General features: G+C 62.7%; 14 protein-coding genes. 4 read left to right on the top strand and 10 right to left on the bottom strand.

The annotated features are described in order from the left end of the window. Positions 1-9: 9 nt before the first annotated feature. Together JWZ97_RS05170 and JWZ97_RS05165 are read left to right on the top strand one after the other, a co-directional pair. Positions 10-741, top strand: coding sequence for a phosphoadenylyl-sulfate reductase (locus JWZ97_RS05170; protein WP_205433744.1), 732 nt, complete (start codon positions 10-12; stop codon positions 739-741). A 21-nt stretch (positions 742-762) separates the two neighbouring features. Next, positions 763-2430, top strand: a complete 1668-nt coding sequence (locus JWZ97_RS05165) for a GTPase domain-containing protein (RefSeq protein WP_205433743.1) — start codon at positions 763-765, stop codon at positions 2428-2430. On the opposite strand, the gene mtaB is transcribed toward JWZ97_RS05165, so the two are convergent. Continuing rightward, positions 2400-3698, bottom strand: coding sequence for a tRNA (N(6)-L-threonylcarbamoyladenosine(37)-C(2))-methylthiotransferase MtaB (gene mtaB / locus JWZ97_RS05160; protein ID WP_205433742.1), 1299 nt, complete (start codon positions 3696-3698; stop codon positions 2400-2402). The two genes, JWZ97_RS05165 and mtaB, sit on opposite strands and share 31 nt — an antisense overlap. 120 nt (positions 3699-3818) lie before the next feature. On the opposite strand from mtaB, the gene JWZ97_RS05155 reads away from it, so the two are divergent. Then, positions 3819-4928, top strand: coding sequence for an anhydro-N-acetylmuramic acid kinase (locus tag JWZ97_RS05155; protein WP_205433741.1), 1110 nt, complete (start codon positions 3819-3821; stop codon positions 4926-4928). Position 4929: 1 nt separating this feature from the next. Here the strand turns inward: JWZ97_RS05155 and erpA are convergent, their stop codons facing one another. After that, the gene (gene erpA, locus JWZ97_RS05150; protein ID WP_205433740.1) at positions 4930-5271 is read right to left on the bottom strand and encodes an iron-sulfur cluster insertion protein ErpA; all 342 of its coding nucleotides are present in this window, start codon (positions 5269-5271) and stop codon (positions 4930-4932) included. 101 nt (positions 5272-5372) lie between these two features. Between erpA and JWZ97_RS05145 the strand changes: the two genes are divergently transcribed. Continuing rightward, positions 5373-5711, top strand: a complete 339-nt coding sequence (locus tag JWZ97_RS05145; RefSeq protein ID WP_205433739.1) for a DUF2845 domain-containing protein — start codon at positions 5373-5375, stop codon at positions 5709-5711. A 13-nt stretch (positions 5712-5724) separates the two neighbouring features. Here JWZ97_RS05145 and JWZ97_RS05140 read toward each other — a convergent pair whose 3' ends face one another. The 8 genes from JWZ97_RS05140 to JWZ97_RS05105 all read right to left on the bottom strand — a co-directional run bounded on the left by JWZ97_RS05140 (position 5725) and on the right by JWZ97_RS05105 (position 13514). Continuing rightward, positions 5725-6132 carry a septal ring lytic transglycosylase RlpA family protein gene (locus JWZ97_RS05140; protein WP_205433738.1) on the bottom strand — a complete coding sequence of 136 codons (408 nt, stop codon included), beginning with the start codon at positions 6130-6132 and terminating at the stop codon, positions 5725-5727. Between the two features lie 103 nt (positions 6133-6235). Continuing rightward, positions 6236-7708 (bottom strand): apolipoprotein N-acyltransferase, encoded by a 1473-nt coding sequence (lnt, locus tag JWZ97_RS05135; RefSeq protein ID WP_240342491.1) that lies wholly within the window; start codon positions 7706-7708, stop codon positions 6236-6238. A gap of 19 nt (positions 7709-7727) precedes the next feature. Continuing rightward, positions 7728-8582 (bottom strand): HlyC/CorC family transporter, encoded by an 855-nt coding sequence (locus JWZ97_RS05130; RefSeq protein WP_205433737.1) that lies wholly within the window; start codon positions 8580-8582, stop codon positions 7728-7730. Beyond that, on the bottom strand, positions 8579-9034 hold the full coding sequence (gene ybeY / locus JWZ97_RS05125) for an rRNA maturation RNase YbeY (protein ID WP_205433736.1): 456 nt from the start codon (positions 9032-9034) through the stop codon (positions 8579-8581). The genes JWZ97_RS05130 and ybeY overlap by 4 nt, the downstream gene beginning before the upstream one ends. Then, entirely contained in the window at positions 9031-10017 is a 987-nt protein-coding gene (locus JWZ97_RS05120; RefSeq protein WP_205433735.1) for a PhoH family protein, read from the bottom strand. The genes ybeY and JWZ97_RS05120 overlap by 4 nt, the downstream gene beginning before the upstream one ends. A gap of 1 nt (position 10018) precedes the next feature. Further along, complete coding sequence (miaB, locus tag JWZ97_RS05115; RefSeq protein WP_205433734.1) at positions 10019-11395, bottom strand: tRNA (N6-isopentenyl adenosine(37)-C2)-methylthiotransferase MiaB; 1377 nt, start codon at positions 11393-11395, stop codon at positions 10019-10021. A gap of 585 nt (positions 11396-11980) precedes the next feature. Beyond that, a complete protein-coding gene (locus JWZ97_RS05110; RefSeq protein ID WP_205433733.1) occupies positions 11981-12481 on the bottom strand; it encodes an isoprenylcysteine carboxylmethyltransferase family protein in 501 nt (166 codons plus the stop codon). A gap of 121 nt (positions 12482-12602) precedes the next feature. After that, complete coding sequence (locus JWZ97_RS05105; protein ID WP_205433732.1) at positions 12603-13514, bottom strand: haloalkane dehalogenase; 912 nt, start codon at positions 13512-13514, stop codon at positions 12603-12605. Positions 13515-13524: the final 10 nt, after the last annotated feature.

Below are 13524 nucleotides of genomic sequence, written 5' to 3'. Positions count from 1 at the left end.
GGCATGCCCATGAGCGATCCCTCCTTCGACCTTGCCGGCCTGCAAACCGAACTTTCCGGCGCCAGTCCACGCGCCATCCTGAAGGCGGCGTTCGCCCGTTTCGAAAACATCGCCATATCCTTCAGCGGCGCCGAGGACGTGGCGCTGGTGGACCTGGCCTCCCGCCTCAAGCCGGGCGTCAGGGTCTTCACACTGGACACCGGACGGCTGTACCCGGAGACCTACCGGTTCATCGAAACGGTGCGCGAGCGCTATGACATCCGCCTGGAAGTGCTCTGCCCGGACGCCGTGGCCCTGAGCCGCCTGGTCGACGAGAAAGGCCTGTTCAGCTTCTACCGCGACGGCCACCACGAATGCTGCGGCATCCGCAAGGTCGAGCCGCTGAAACGGCGGCTCGCCACCCTGGATGCCTGGATCACCGGCCAGCGCAGGGATCAGAACCCGACCCGGGCCGAAGTCCGTGAAGTGGAGTTGGACAGCAGCTTTTCATCCCCCGAGAAACCGCTCTACAAGTTCAATCCGCTGGCCGGCTGGAGCTCTTCCCAGGTGTGGAATTATCTGAGCGCCGGTGAAGTGCCCACCAACGAACTGCATCTGAAGGGCTATGTCAGCATAGGCTGCGAGCCCTGCACCCGGCCCGTGCTGCCGCACCAGCACGAACGCGAAGGGCGCTGGTGGTGGGAGGAGGCGGCCGAGAAGGAATGCGGCCTGCACGCGGGCAACCTGGAAAACGGCGGCTGAGACCGTCCGGCCCATTCGACGATGTCCGACGATTTTCGCCGCCAACTGTCCGCCGCCCAGGCCTGGGCGCGGAAAACCCACGCGGAAGGCTGGCTGGACGCGGGCGCCGTCGGCGCTCTCGACGCCCTGACCGATCAGTCGCCGGCCAGCCTGTTCGACGACGCCAGCCACCGCCCCCTGGTCGTGGCCTTGTTCGGCGGGACCGGCGCGGGCAAGAGCACCCTGATCAACCGCCTCGCCGGCCAGGCCATCGCGCGCACGGGCGTGGAGCGCCCCACCTCGCGGGAAGTCTCGCTCTATCTGCACGACAGCCTGGACCTCAAACGCCTGCCGGAGCATTTCCCGCTAGAACGCGTCCGCACCGCCCGGCACCACGACGAAAGCCTGCGGCCGGTGCTGTGGATAGACATGCCCGATGTCGACAGCATCGAAACCGGCAACCGCGACACCGTGCTGGCCTGGCTGCCCCATATCGATCTGCTGATCTACGTGGTCAGTCCGGAACGCTATCGCGACGACCGCGGCTGGCGGATCCTGCTGGAGCAGGTGCAAAGCCACGCCTGGCTGTTCGTCATGAACCACTGGGATCACGGCCATCCGCAACAGCTCGAAGACTTCGGCCGATTGCTGCGGCAAGGCGGTTTCGAGCAGCCCATCCTGTTCCGCACCGACAGCCGGGAACCCGCCGAGCGGCGCCGGCCGGACGATTTCACCGAACTGGCCGACCAGGTGAAATCCCTGGCCGACCGCCACGTCATCGACCAGTTGGCGCAACGCAACCTGGCGCTGCGCCGCGCCAAGCTGACCGCCGCCCTGCACGGCGCGCTGGCCGGCCTGGGCGCCGAAGAGCGGATCGATGCCTTGCCCGAGCGCTGGGCGAAAATCTGGCGGGAGACGGCGAAAAGCCTGCGCGCCGGTCTGGAATGGCCGGTTCAGGAAGTGGCGCGCGGTTTCGTCGCGCGCGAGGCCAGTGCGCTCGACAAGCGCATCAGCCTGGACGAACCTCCGGCGGATCGTCCCGAACCCGACGGCGTCTTATGGGACGAATGGGCCGGCATGGAGTTGCAGGATGCGCTCGACCGGCTGGTGCTGGAATCGGCCGGCGAGCTTCCCGTTGCACCGCTGCGTACGCGTCTGAGCGAAATCGCCCCGAAGGCCCGGCGCCTGGTGCTGGGCGAAGCGCGGCGCGGCTTGCGCCACGCCCTGGCGCGACCCGGCGGCAACCTCAGGCGATTCTGCCTGCGTCTGTCCGGTCTGAGCGCTTGGCTGCTGCCGCTCGCGGCGATCGGCTGGGTGAGCTGGGACGTGGTGAACGCGTTCTACCAAAGCGAAAAGACCCACAGCGGCTATCTCGGCACCGATTTCGCCATTCATGCCGGCCTGCTCATCGCCATCACCTGGCTGCTGCCCTGGTTCGTACATCAGCGGCTCAAGCCTTCGGCGGAAAAGACGGCGTTGCAAGGCCTGCGGGCGGGCGTCGAAGCTGGCTTGCTGGCCGTGGAACTGGCCGTCCGCGACGCGCTCGACCGTTATGTCGAGGACTGGCGGACCCGCGCCCGGGAAGGAACATCGCTTTTACCGGCGGACGAAGCAAAACTCCCGGCACCGGAATCGGCCAGCCTCGCTCGGCTGATCCCGAAAGCCGGGCGGGCCGGCGACTATCGCCCGAGCCACTCCGCTTCCAGGTAATCGCCGCTTTCCGCCAAGCCGGTCAGACATGCGTCGCCGATACGCTTGCTGGGGTCGTATCCCGGCGGAAACCAGGCTTCCACCTTCAGATAATTGCTCGTATAGCCCGCATACCGTCCCCGGCCGTCCGCCAGGCTTTCCCGCCGGTGCTCCCACAGCACCGGGAGCTCGCGGCCGACGAAACGGGCGAGCGTGTCCCGCTTGTGGCGCTCGGCCAGTTCGTGCAAAACCCGGGCGCGCGCCTTCTTCACCGCGCCGTCGACCTGGCCGGGCAGGGTCGCGGCCTTGGTCCCCTCGCGGATGGAATAGGTGAAAACATGGACATGGCCGAAGCGCATGGCTTCGATGAATGCAAGGCTTTCTTCCCACTCTTGTTCCGTCTCGCCCGGAAAACCGACGATGATGTCGGTGGTGATGTTGAGATCCGGGACGGCGGCGCGAGCCTTGGCCGCCAGTTCGGCGAACTCCTGCGTGCGACAGCGCCGGGCCATGCGGCGCAACACCGCGTCCGAGCCGCTCTGCAAAGGCAGATGGAGATGCGGCATCAGGCGGGAATGGGCGAGCAGCTCGAACAATCCGTCGGACAATTCCCAGGGTTCCACCGAACCCAGCCGTATGCGGGGAATGCCGGTCCGCTCCAGCAAAGCCCTGACCAGGTCTTCCAGATTCAAACCGTAATCCGCGCCCCAGCCGCCCAGGTGCACGCCGGTCAGCACGACTTCCTGGATGCCTTGCGCCTCCAATGCGGCAACCTCACGCACGATTTCGTCGATAGGCCGGCTGCTCTCCTCCCCCCGCGCCACCGTGACGATGCAGAAGGTGCAGCGGTAGCGGCAGCCATCCTGCACCTTGACGAAGGCGCGCTGGCGACCGATGGCGAACAGCGAGGCTTCGCCCGGTTCGGTCGAATAGGCCGGCATCGCACGCAGGTCCAGTTTTTCCTTGGCGATGTCGATGAGCCGCGCCTTATCGGCATTGCTCACGACCAAATCGACGCCCAGTGCTTGGGTGATTGCATCCGGATCGAGGGTCGCGTAGCACCCGCTCACCACCAGCTTGGCCTGAGGATGCGCCCGGTGAACCCGGCGTATCAGGTTGCGCGATTTGCGCACCGCGTCCTGGGTCACCGCGCAGGTATTCAATACCACCAAATCGGCTTCGCCGTTCTCCGGCACGATGTGATGGCCTTCGGCTTGTAATTGAAGCGCCCAGGTTTCCAGTTCCGCCTCGTTGAGACGGCAACCCAAGGTCTTGAGATGTACGCGCATTAGAAATTTCCGAATCGAACGGCGGTATTGTAAATGAGGCGCGCGGTTTGCTTATATCCCGGCTTTCGGCGATGCGGGATAATGCGCCACCGCGCCAACCAACCCCCACGAAACCTCGCCATGTCCCTTCCACACTATTTCATCGGACTGATGTCGGGCACCAGTCTGGACGGCATCGATGCCGTCCTGGTCAGCTTCACGGACGAGCGCCCCGAAGTGCACGCGACGTATTACCGGGCTTACGAGCCCGAATTGCGGCAGGCGCTGGCCAGGCTTTGTTACGCCGAAAAGGTCGAAATGCGGGCACTGGGCGAAGCGGACGCCCGACTGGGACTGCTGTTCGGGGCTTGCGTGACACAATTGCTGGAGGAGGCCGGCATTGGCCGCGATCAAGTCGCGGCCATCGGCAGTCACGGTCAAACCGTGTTCCATCACCCCCAGGGTCCCCATGCATTCAGCCTGCAGATCGGTGATCCCAGCCGCATCGCGCAAACCACAGGCATCACCACGATCGCCGATTTCCGCCGCCGCGACATCGCCGCCGGCGGCCAGGGCGCGCCCCTCGCGCCCGCCTTTCATCGCGCCGTGTTCCAAAGCCGCGAGGAAGAGCGCGTCATCGTCAACCTGGGCGGTATCGCCAATCTCACAGTGCTGCCCAAGACCGGAGACGGTCCGGTGTTCGGCTTCGATTCCGGGCCCGGCAACACCCTGATGGACGGCTGGGTCGCGGAGCATTTGGGGCATCCGCGCGACGACGACGGGACCTGGGCGCGCAGCGGCCGGGTGGACGTTGCGTTGTTGCAAGCCCTGCTGAGCGATCCGTATTTTGATCGTCCTCCGCCCAAGAGCACGGGACAGGAGTATTTCTCCCGCCGCTGGCTGCATGAGCATTTGGCGGAACGGAGTCTGCGGTCGGAAGACGTGCAAGCGACCCTGTGCGAACTGACCGCGTCGAGCGTAACGCAAGCGATCTCGCGTTATGCGCCGGACGCCGGCCGGATCCTGTTGTGCGGCGGCGGGGTACATAACGGGTATCTGCGGGAACGCATCGCCGGCCTGGCGCACGGGCCGGTCGCATCGACCGCAAGCCTGGGCCTGCATCCGGATTGGGTCGAAGCCGTGGCCTTCGCCTGGCTGGCCCGGCAAACCTTGAACGGCCTGCCGGGCAATCTGCCCGAAGTCACCGGTGCCGGACAGCCCGTGGTATTGGGCGGGATCTACCGTCCCTGAATCAGACCGAGAACGAAGAGCCGCAGCCGCAGGTGGTCGAGGCGTTGGGATTGCGGATGACGAACTGGGCTCCGGACAAATCGTCCTTGTAATCGATCTCCGCGCCGGTCAGGTATTGTATGCTCATCGAATCGATCAACACGGTCACGCCATTCTTCTCGACGCAGGTGTCGTCGTCGTTGACGGTTTCCTCCAGGGTAAAACCATACTGGAATCCGGAACAGCCGCCGCCCTGCACATAAACGCGCAGTTTCAGGTCGGCGTTGTGTTCATCGGCGATGATTTCGCTGACCTTGGCGGCGGCGCTGTCGGTGAAATGGATGGGATCTTGTGTGGTGCTCATGGATTACTTGCTCACTGGCGAGAAAAAGACCGAAGAATTATGTTTATCCCCAGCTTATTGGTCAAGAATTAAGCCAACCGGAATTCGGCGCGAGGAGTCGCATGAAAACGCATTACGGAATTTTGCTGATGGCATTGTGCATGCTTACCCAAGAAGCCTGGGCCTTGCGCTGCGATCGGGAGCTGGTCCTGGCGGGCGACGCCAAGATACAGGTACTGCGCAAGTGCGGCGAACCGGCCCTCACCGAGCACCGGGTGGAATACCGCTCGTACCGGCAGAGAGGCTCCGGCTTGCAGCAGCCGGGACTCGATTTCGAATATCAAGTGCCGGTGAACATCGACGAATGGACCTATAACTTCGGCCCGCATCGGTTCATGCAGCGTCTGATTTTCGAAAACGGTCGCTTGGTGAAAATCGAGGATCTGGATTACGGCTTTTGATGCGGGAATCCGGTCAGGAATCGCCCAACTGGACGATTTCGAATTGGACCATGGCGACACCCGCCCCGACGAAGCGGAGTTCGCTCGCTGCGCGACGGGAAAGATCAAGAACCCGCCCTCCCCGCAAGCGATGGCGGTCATTGACCCTGACCTCGACGCTGCGATGATTTTGCAGATTGGTCACCCGGAGCACCGTGCCGAACGGCAGGAAGGGGTGATCCGCGGTAAGTGCGTTGCGGTCGTATCGCTCGCCGCTGGCGGTGCGCCGACCGTGAAATTTATCGCTGTAATACGATGCTTTGCCGATTCGTTTGCCTTCTGAAAGGCCTTCGGGACCTGCCGTTCTGGCATGACCTAACGTACAGAAAGACGCCAAACCGATAGTCAGTAGGCTGTGAGCCAACCATCTACGTTTATGCATCCGTCACCTCCGTTTTGGTTGTTTGGAACATAAAGCGGTTCCGATAATAACCGAAGGCAGCAGGAACGCAAAATTTTTATATCGCAACAATATAAAGATTTCGCTAAGGAATACGCCGGAGCCCTTGTATTGCTAGCAGGAATACCAACAGCAGCGAGACGACCGGCCAATCGCCGTAGTGGACGTAAGGCGTGGCCCCTTGCCGGGGCTGGATTTCGGCGGAGACGGCGGTGCGCTCGAACAAGGGGGCCTGAGCGACGATGGTTCCGTTTGGGCCGATGACCGCCGTCACGCCGGTGTTGGTGGCGCGCAACAGGTAGCGCCCGCTTTCCAAAGCCCGCATGCGCGCCATCTGCACATGCTGATAAGGCGCGATGGAAGTGCCGAACCAGGCGTCGTTGGTGACGTTGACCAGATAGGTAGCCTCAGGCAAGCCCGCACGGGACTCGTGACCGAATATGTCCTCATAACAGACGGAAGCGACCAGCGGGTGGCCTGCGGCCGTCAACAGAGGCTGATCCTCGGCTCCGCGCGAAAAATCCGCCAGTGGGATCTGCAGCCACTCCAGCACGAATCCCAATACGGGCCGCAGCGGCAGAAATTCGCCGAAAGGCACCAGATGGCGCTTGAAATACATGTCCCCGCGGCTCAGGCCGACCAGGGCGTTGTAATACTGGCCGCTTTCGGGATTCAGCACCGGCATGCCGATCAACAAATCGGTACCGTGGGTTGCCGCCTCGGCCTTGAGTTCCTTCAGCCAGGTATCCTTCACCTGATGGAAGAAGGCCGGCACCGCGGTTTCCGGCCAAATGACGAGACGGGCGTCCCAATGCTCGCGCGTCTGGGCGATGTAATTTTCCAGGGTCGCCCGCTGAAAAGCAGGCACCCATTTCTGGTCCTGGGCAATATTGCCCTGCAAGAGCGCGACCTTGAACGGCTCGCCGGCGGCCTGGGTCCAATCCACCCGCTCGGACCAGGCACCGACCACAAAGATCGAGGCCATTCCCACCAGCGCGCCACGCCGCCGCCAGTGGCGGCGATCGATCAACAGTATCGCCAGAGCCGCCAGCACCGCGACCGCCAGTCCCACGCCGAAAACGCCCGCAACGGGCGCTATGCCGTTCCCCAAGGGAGTGTCGGTCTGGCTGGAACCAAATTGCAGCCAGGGAAAACCGCTGAGGAACCAGCCTCTAAACCACTCCATGAGCACCCAGACGGCCGCGTAGACCGACACGCGGCTTCGCCCCAGGCGCGCCGGGCTCAGACGCACCGCCAACCATCCGGCCACAGCCGGATAAAGGGCCAGAAACAGGACAAACAAGAGCGTAAGAAGGCTGGCTTCGGCGACGCTGGCGCCCCCAAAGTCGTGCATGCTGAGGTACACCCAGGACACCCCGAAGCCGAACTGCCCCAAGCCAAAGAGATATCCGCGCGCGGCCGCCTGGGCCGGCGTGGCTGCGAGCCAGGATATGAACAACAAGGCGAGGGAAACTAAGGCCAGATAAGGCCAGTCGAACGGCGAAAACGCCAGGGGCGCGATCAGGCCGCCGGCCAGCGCCAATACTTCGAACAACACGGGCAGGATCCGGTCTGAATTAGGGTTTAATCGGGTCGCCGTCGGTATCGGACTGCACCGACAGCTTCAGCGAATGTACACGGCGGCTGTCTGCCTGCAGGACGGTGAAGCGGAATGCCCCGATATCCACCCGTTCGCCGCGGTGCGGCAGATGGCCGAGATGGTGGACGATCAGCCCGCCTATGGTATCGAACTCTTCATCGCTCAGGTCGGAACCGAAGAATTCGTTGAAATCGTCTATGGGCGTCAATGCCTTCAGGGTATAGTCCTGCTCGCTCTTGCGGAAGATGTATTCTTCCTCGCCGAAGTCGTGCTCGTCTTCGATATCGCCGACGATCTGCTCCAGCACGTCCTCGATGGTCACCAGTCCGGCGGCCGCGCCATATTCGTCGACCACGATGGCCATGTGGCTGCGGGTGGCGCGAAAATCGCGCAGTAGGACGTTGAGCCGCTTGCTTTCCGGCACGAACTGCGCCTGTCGCATGACGTCGCGCACCAGCAAGGACTTGCTCTTCAGGCCATGGGCGAGCAAGTCCTTCACGAGCAGTATGCCCACCACTTCGGCACGGTCTTCGCCGATCACCGGATAACGCGAATGGGCGGATTCGGTCACCAGCGGCAAGATCGTCTCCAGTTCGGCATCCTGCGGCACCACCACCATCTGGGCGCGGGGAATCATGATGTCGCGCACCCGCAGTTCGGAAAACTGCATCACGCCTTCTATCATCGCCAGCGCTTCCGGGTCGATGACGTGGCGCTTCTGTGCGTCGCGCAGGAAAACCAGCAAATCCTCCCGGTCCTCCGGCTCGCCAGTCAGGAAGTGACCCAGGCGTTCCAGCCAGGAGCGGTGCTCATTCGCATGCTCGTCGCTCATGCTTCCTCCGCTTCCTCGTACGGGTTTCCGTAGCCCAGGCCGCGCAATAGGGCGACTTCCTCGGCCTCCATGCGCTCGGCCTCCGCTTCTTCGATATGATCGTAACCCTGCAAATGCAGAACGCCATGGACCACCATGTGAGCCCAATGGGCCGCGGGCGTCTTGCCCTGCTCTCCGGCTTCGCGCTCGACCACCGGCGCGCAGATCACCAGATCGCCCAGGATGTCGGTATCGACACCCGGCGGCGCCTCGAAAGGGAAACTCAACACATTGGTCGGGCCGGCCTTGTGGCGGTATTGCTCGTTCAACTCGGCGCTCTCGTCCTCGTCGACGACGCGGATGACGATTTCGGCCGCATCCCGCTGCACCGCCGTAGCCGCCCAACGCCGGAACTCGTCCTCCGACGGTACATCGGCCGAGGCGCTGGCATTTTGGATTTCCACCTCGATCATGAGGACGGATGGGCGCGTTCGTGCGCTTCGTAGGCTGAAACGATGCGCTGCACCAACGGGTGGCGCACGACGTCCTTGGCCGTGAAGAAGGTGAAGCTGATGCCCTCGACCTCGCGCAAGACTTCCAGCACGTGGCGTAGCCCCGACTCCTTGCTGCGCGGCAGGTCGATCTGGGTGATGTCGCCGGTCACCACGGCTTTCGAGCCGAAGCCCACGCGGGTGAGGAACATCTTGATCTGCTCGATGGTGGTGTTCTGCGCTTCGTCCAGGATGATGAAGGAATCGTTGAGCGTGCGCCCGCGCATGAAGGCCAGGGGCGCGACCTCGATCACGTTGCGCTCGATCAGCTTGGCCACCCGCTCGAATCCCAGCATCTCGTAGAGTGCGTCATACAAGGGGCGCAAATAGGGGTCGACCTTCTGCGCCATGTCGCCGGGCAGGAAGCCCAGCTTCTCCCCGGCTTCCACCGCCGGCCGGGCCAGAATGAGACGGCGCACCTGCTCGCGCTCCAACGCCTCGACGGCGCAGGCCACGGCCAGATAAGTCTTGCCGGTGCCGGCCGGACCGATGCCGAAATTGATGTCGTTATGCTGGATGCTCTTGAGATAAAGCTGCTGGTTGGCTCCTCGCGCCTTGATCACCCCGCGTTTGGTGCGTATCAGTCCGGCCTCGTCTTCCACCGGCACGGACGGGGATTCCAGCAAGCTCGCGATATTGGCGTCCTGCAAGGCGAGATGGACGCGCTCGGGGGTGAGAACCTCGGTCACGGATGCCTGGAACAGGCTTTCCAGCAGTTTGTGCGCCGCTTGGGCCGGGCGCGCGGAACCGATGATCTGGAAACGGTTGCCCCGGTTGGCGATTTCGACGCCCAGCCGGCGTTCGATCTGGCGCAGATGCTCGTCGAACTGGCCGCAAAGGCTGGCGAGCCTCTCGTTGTCGTCGGGTTCCAGGGTGAATTGAAGCTGATTGGGATGTGTGGACAAGTTAAAGCGAGGCGGTTTTTGAAAAAGAAGTATGCAGCAGGTCGTTTGCGGATTCGTCCAGCAAGCGACCGCGCAGGGAATTGGGCAGCGCTTCGGTGATCAGCACGTCGACGAACTGGCCGACCATTTTCGGATGCCCGGCGAAATTCACCACCCGGTTATTTTCGGTGCGTCCGCTCATCTGCGCATAATCCTTGCGCGAAACGCCTTCGACCAGGACGCGCTGCGTGGTGCCCACCATGCCGCGCGAGATGGCCGAGGCCATATCCAGGATACGCGTCTGCAAACGGGACAGACGCTCGCGCTTGCGTTCCAGCGGCGTGTCGTCGGCCATTTCGGCGGCCGGGGTGCCGGGTCGGGCGCTATAGATGAAGCTGAATGAATGGTCGAAGCCCAGGGTTTCGATCAGATCCATGGTCTGCTCGAAATCCTCGTCGGTCTCGCCGGGGAAGCCGATGATAAAATCCGACGACAGGCTGATGTTCGGCCGTATCTGGCGCAGGCGGCGAATCTTGGCCATGTAGTCGGCGCGGTTGTGGCCGCGCTTCATCAGGGCGAGTATGCGATCGCTGCCGCTTTGCACCGGCAGATGCAGATGGTCGACCAGCTTGGGCAGCTCGGCATAAGCCTCGATCAGGCTGTCGGAAAACTCGACCGGATGGGAGGTCGTGTAACGGATGCGCTCTATGCCGTCGATCGCCGAGACGTAATAAAGCAACAGCGCCAGATCGGCGGTCTCCCCGTCCTCTGTCTCGCCGCGGTAAGCGTTGACGTTCTGGCCCAGCAGATTGACCTCGCGCACGCCCTGGGCGGCCAACGCGGTAATCTCGGCCACCACATCCGCCACCGGCCGGCTGATTTCCTCGCCGCGGGTGTAGGGCACGACGCAGAAAGTGCAGTATTTGCTACAGCCCTCCATCACGGAGACGAACGCCTTTGGGCCTTCCGCACGGGGTTCGGGCAGCGAATCGAATTTCTCGATCTCGGGGAATGAAACGTCCAGCACGGGGCGGTGGTTGGCCCTGACCTCATCGAGCAACTGCGGCAGGCGATGCAGCGTCTGCGGCCCGAACACCATGTCGACGAAAGGCGCGCGCTTCTGCAAGGCCTCGCCTTCCTGACTGGCGACGCAACCACCCACGCCTATCATGACGTCGGGGCGCTTCTCTTTCAGGGGGCGCCAGCGGCCGAGTTCGGAAAAAACCTTTTCCTGGGCTTTTTCGCGGATCGAGCAGGTGTTGAGCAAGAGCACGTCGGCCTGCTCGGGATCGGATGTCAGTTCATAGCCGTGGGAGGCCTGCAACACGTCCCGCATCTTGGCGGAATCGTATTCGTTCATCTGACAACCGAAGGTTTCGATGTACAGCTTTTTGGACATGGAGTGGGTGCAAGACCCGGGTGTTGACTGGGGATGGACCGCATTCTACCAGAATGTCTTCCCAAGCTTTACATTCCGGACAGCGTATGGCGGAAAACACGCGGGCTCGAAAATCCACTTTGGCGTAAGGCTTCCCGCCGACTTAGCCTGGTGGGCACAGTCCCACAGAACGAAACAGCCGTATGCGATGGCCGTCTGCGGACAAGTCTTATTGCGGCAAAATCGAATGGAATGCGATCCATCGCGGTATCGCTTTGCCGGGTACGCTCGGGTGGGTCATCCCTCTCCGACCCCTTTTCAGCAGGCAACAAAAAACCGTCTCAGGCCAGTTTCTCGCACACAAGTTTCCGACTAGTCTCCGATTTCGTTTAATCTCACCAAACGCTCCAACCAGCGTGGCGGAGTTCTCGCCTCGCCGTAGTAGGCGCCGGCGATCTGTCCGCAAATGGCGGCAGTGGTTTACGGAAGCGGTCGTCGCGGGACTGGGGCGCAATTTTGGTCATACTGTCGCGATCGAATCCCGCGATGGCGAAGAAGTGCTGCGTAATTCGGCTTATCTGCCGACACGGAAAGCACTTTAGAACGTCATGCCTCACCGGCGCGAGACCCGCCGCGGGTCTCGCGTACGTTTGGCGGCGATTGCTCGACAGTTGGGGTGTAAGCGCGGAAAACGAATCCCCACCTCGGAATCGCGTTGCGATAGGCCGCCCACTCTCGGCCAAATAGGCGCTCCATCTGTTTTTCTTCGTAAATCACTACGCGAAGGTGGAAGATGAGCGGAATCAGGACGGCATAGCCATAATTCCATGGGCTGCCCGTGCAGAGCGCCCACCCGATCACCACCCATGTAACCCCGACATACATGGGATTCCGGTTGAACCGGTAAAGGTCTTGAACCACCAAGTGCCGCGGCGGATCCCAGGGAGCGAGTGTTCCTCGACCGCGACGGTAGAACGAAACGACCGACGCAAGCAGAATGGCGGTGCCGAACACCATCAAGGCGGCCCCCCAATCCGTCCGGAAGATGATGACCGCTGGAATCCGCGAGATGAACCAGGGGAATACCCCCGCCACCAGGGCGGGCAAGGACAGAAACGCCAGAATTGCTCGCAGTAACATAGAGCCTCCGGTGATGTTGTTGGGCCATGTCGTAGCGTCGCTGAGCGACTTCCAGGAGCGGGCACGCCGGAATGGATAGCCGCGTTACTCATGCGGCGGTTTCCGATAATGAGCGGGCCGAAGACGCGCGGAGTCCCCCGACGAACCGCGCCAGCGCCGCGCCGATTTCGTTGGGCGCGTCTTCCTGCAGGTAATGGATGCCCGGCACGGTGATTTCGGTCTGGTTCGGCCATTGCCGACAGAATTGGCGGGCACGTTCCCCCAGTAAAGCCCCCGGCTCGGCGTTGACGAACAGCTTAGGAATATCACTGGCCGTAAGCCAAGCGCCGTAGTCCTCGACCACTTCGGTGACGTCCGCCGGTTCCCCTTCGATGGGCAGTTCGCGGGCCCAGGCCAGCGTCGGCAGCCGGGACTCCTGTGTACGGAAGGGGGCCCGGTAGGCCGCCATTTCCTCCTCGGTCAAACTCCGCAAGACGCTTTTCGGCAGCACGGTCTCGACGAAAAAATTCTCTTCCGCCACCATGCGGGCGCCGTCGTCCGATCGCAGAACGCGGAACAGATGCTCCCGCGGCGGGGGGAAATCGGACCACAACCGCACCTGCACCAGGGCCTCCAGGTAGGCGATGCCTTGTACCCGGTCCGGATGGCGGCGAGCCCAATGGAAGCCCAGGGCCGAACCCCAATCGTGGACCACCAGGACCACCCGGGGGCCGATGCCCACGGCCTCGAACCAGGCGTCCAGATACTTCACATGGTCGAAGAAACGGTAGCCCGACCCCGGCCCGGACTGGCCCATGCCCACCAGATCCGGGGCCAGGCAGCGGCCGAGATCCCGGACATGAGGGATGATGTTGCGCCAGAGATAGGACCAGGTCGGGTTGCCGTGCAGGAAGACGATGGGATCGCCTGCGCCGACGTCGACGTAGCTCATCTCGGTATCCAGGACCGGCACGCGCTTCCTGGGGTGATGATCGGCAGCGGAAATCGTGGAGACGGACATGATCGGTACT

The organism is Methylococcus sp. EFPC2, from assembly GCF_016925495.1.
In the GTDB taxonomy this organism is placed as follows: domain Bacteria; phylum Pseudomonadota; class Gammaproteobacteria; order Methylococcales; family Methylococcaceae; genus EFPC2.
This window is presented reverse-complemented; position numbering and strand designations above follow the sequence as displayed.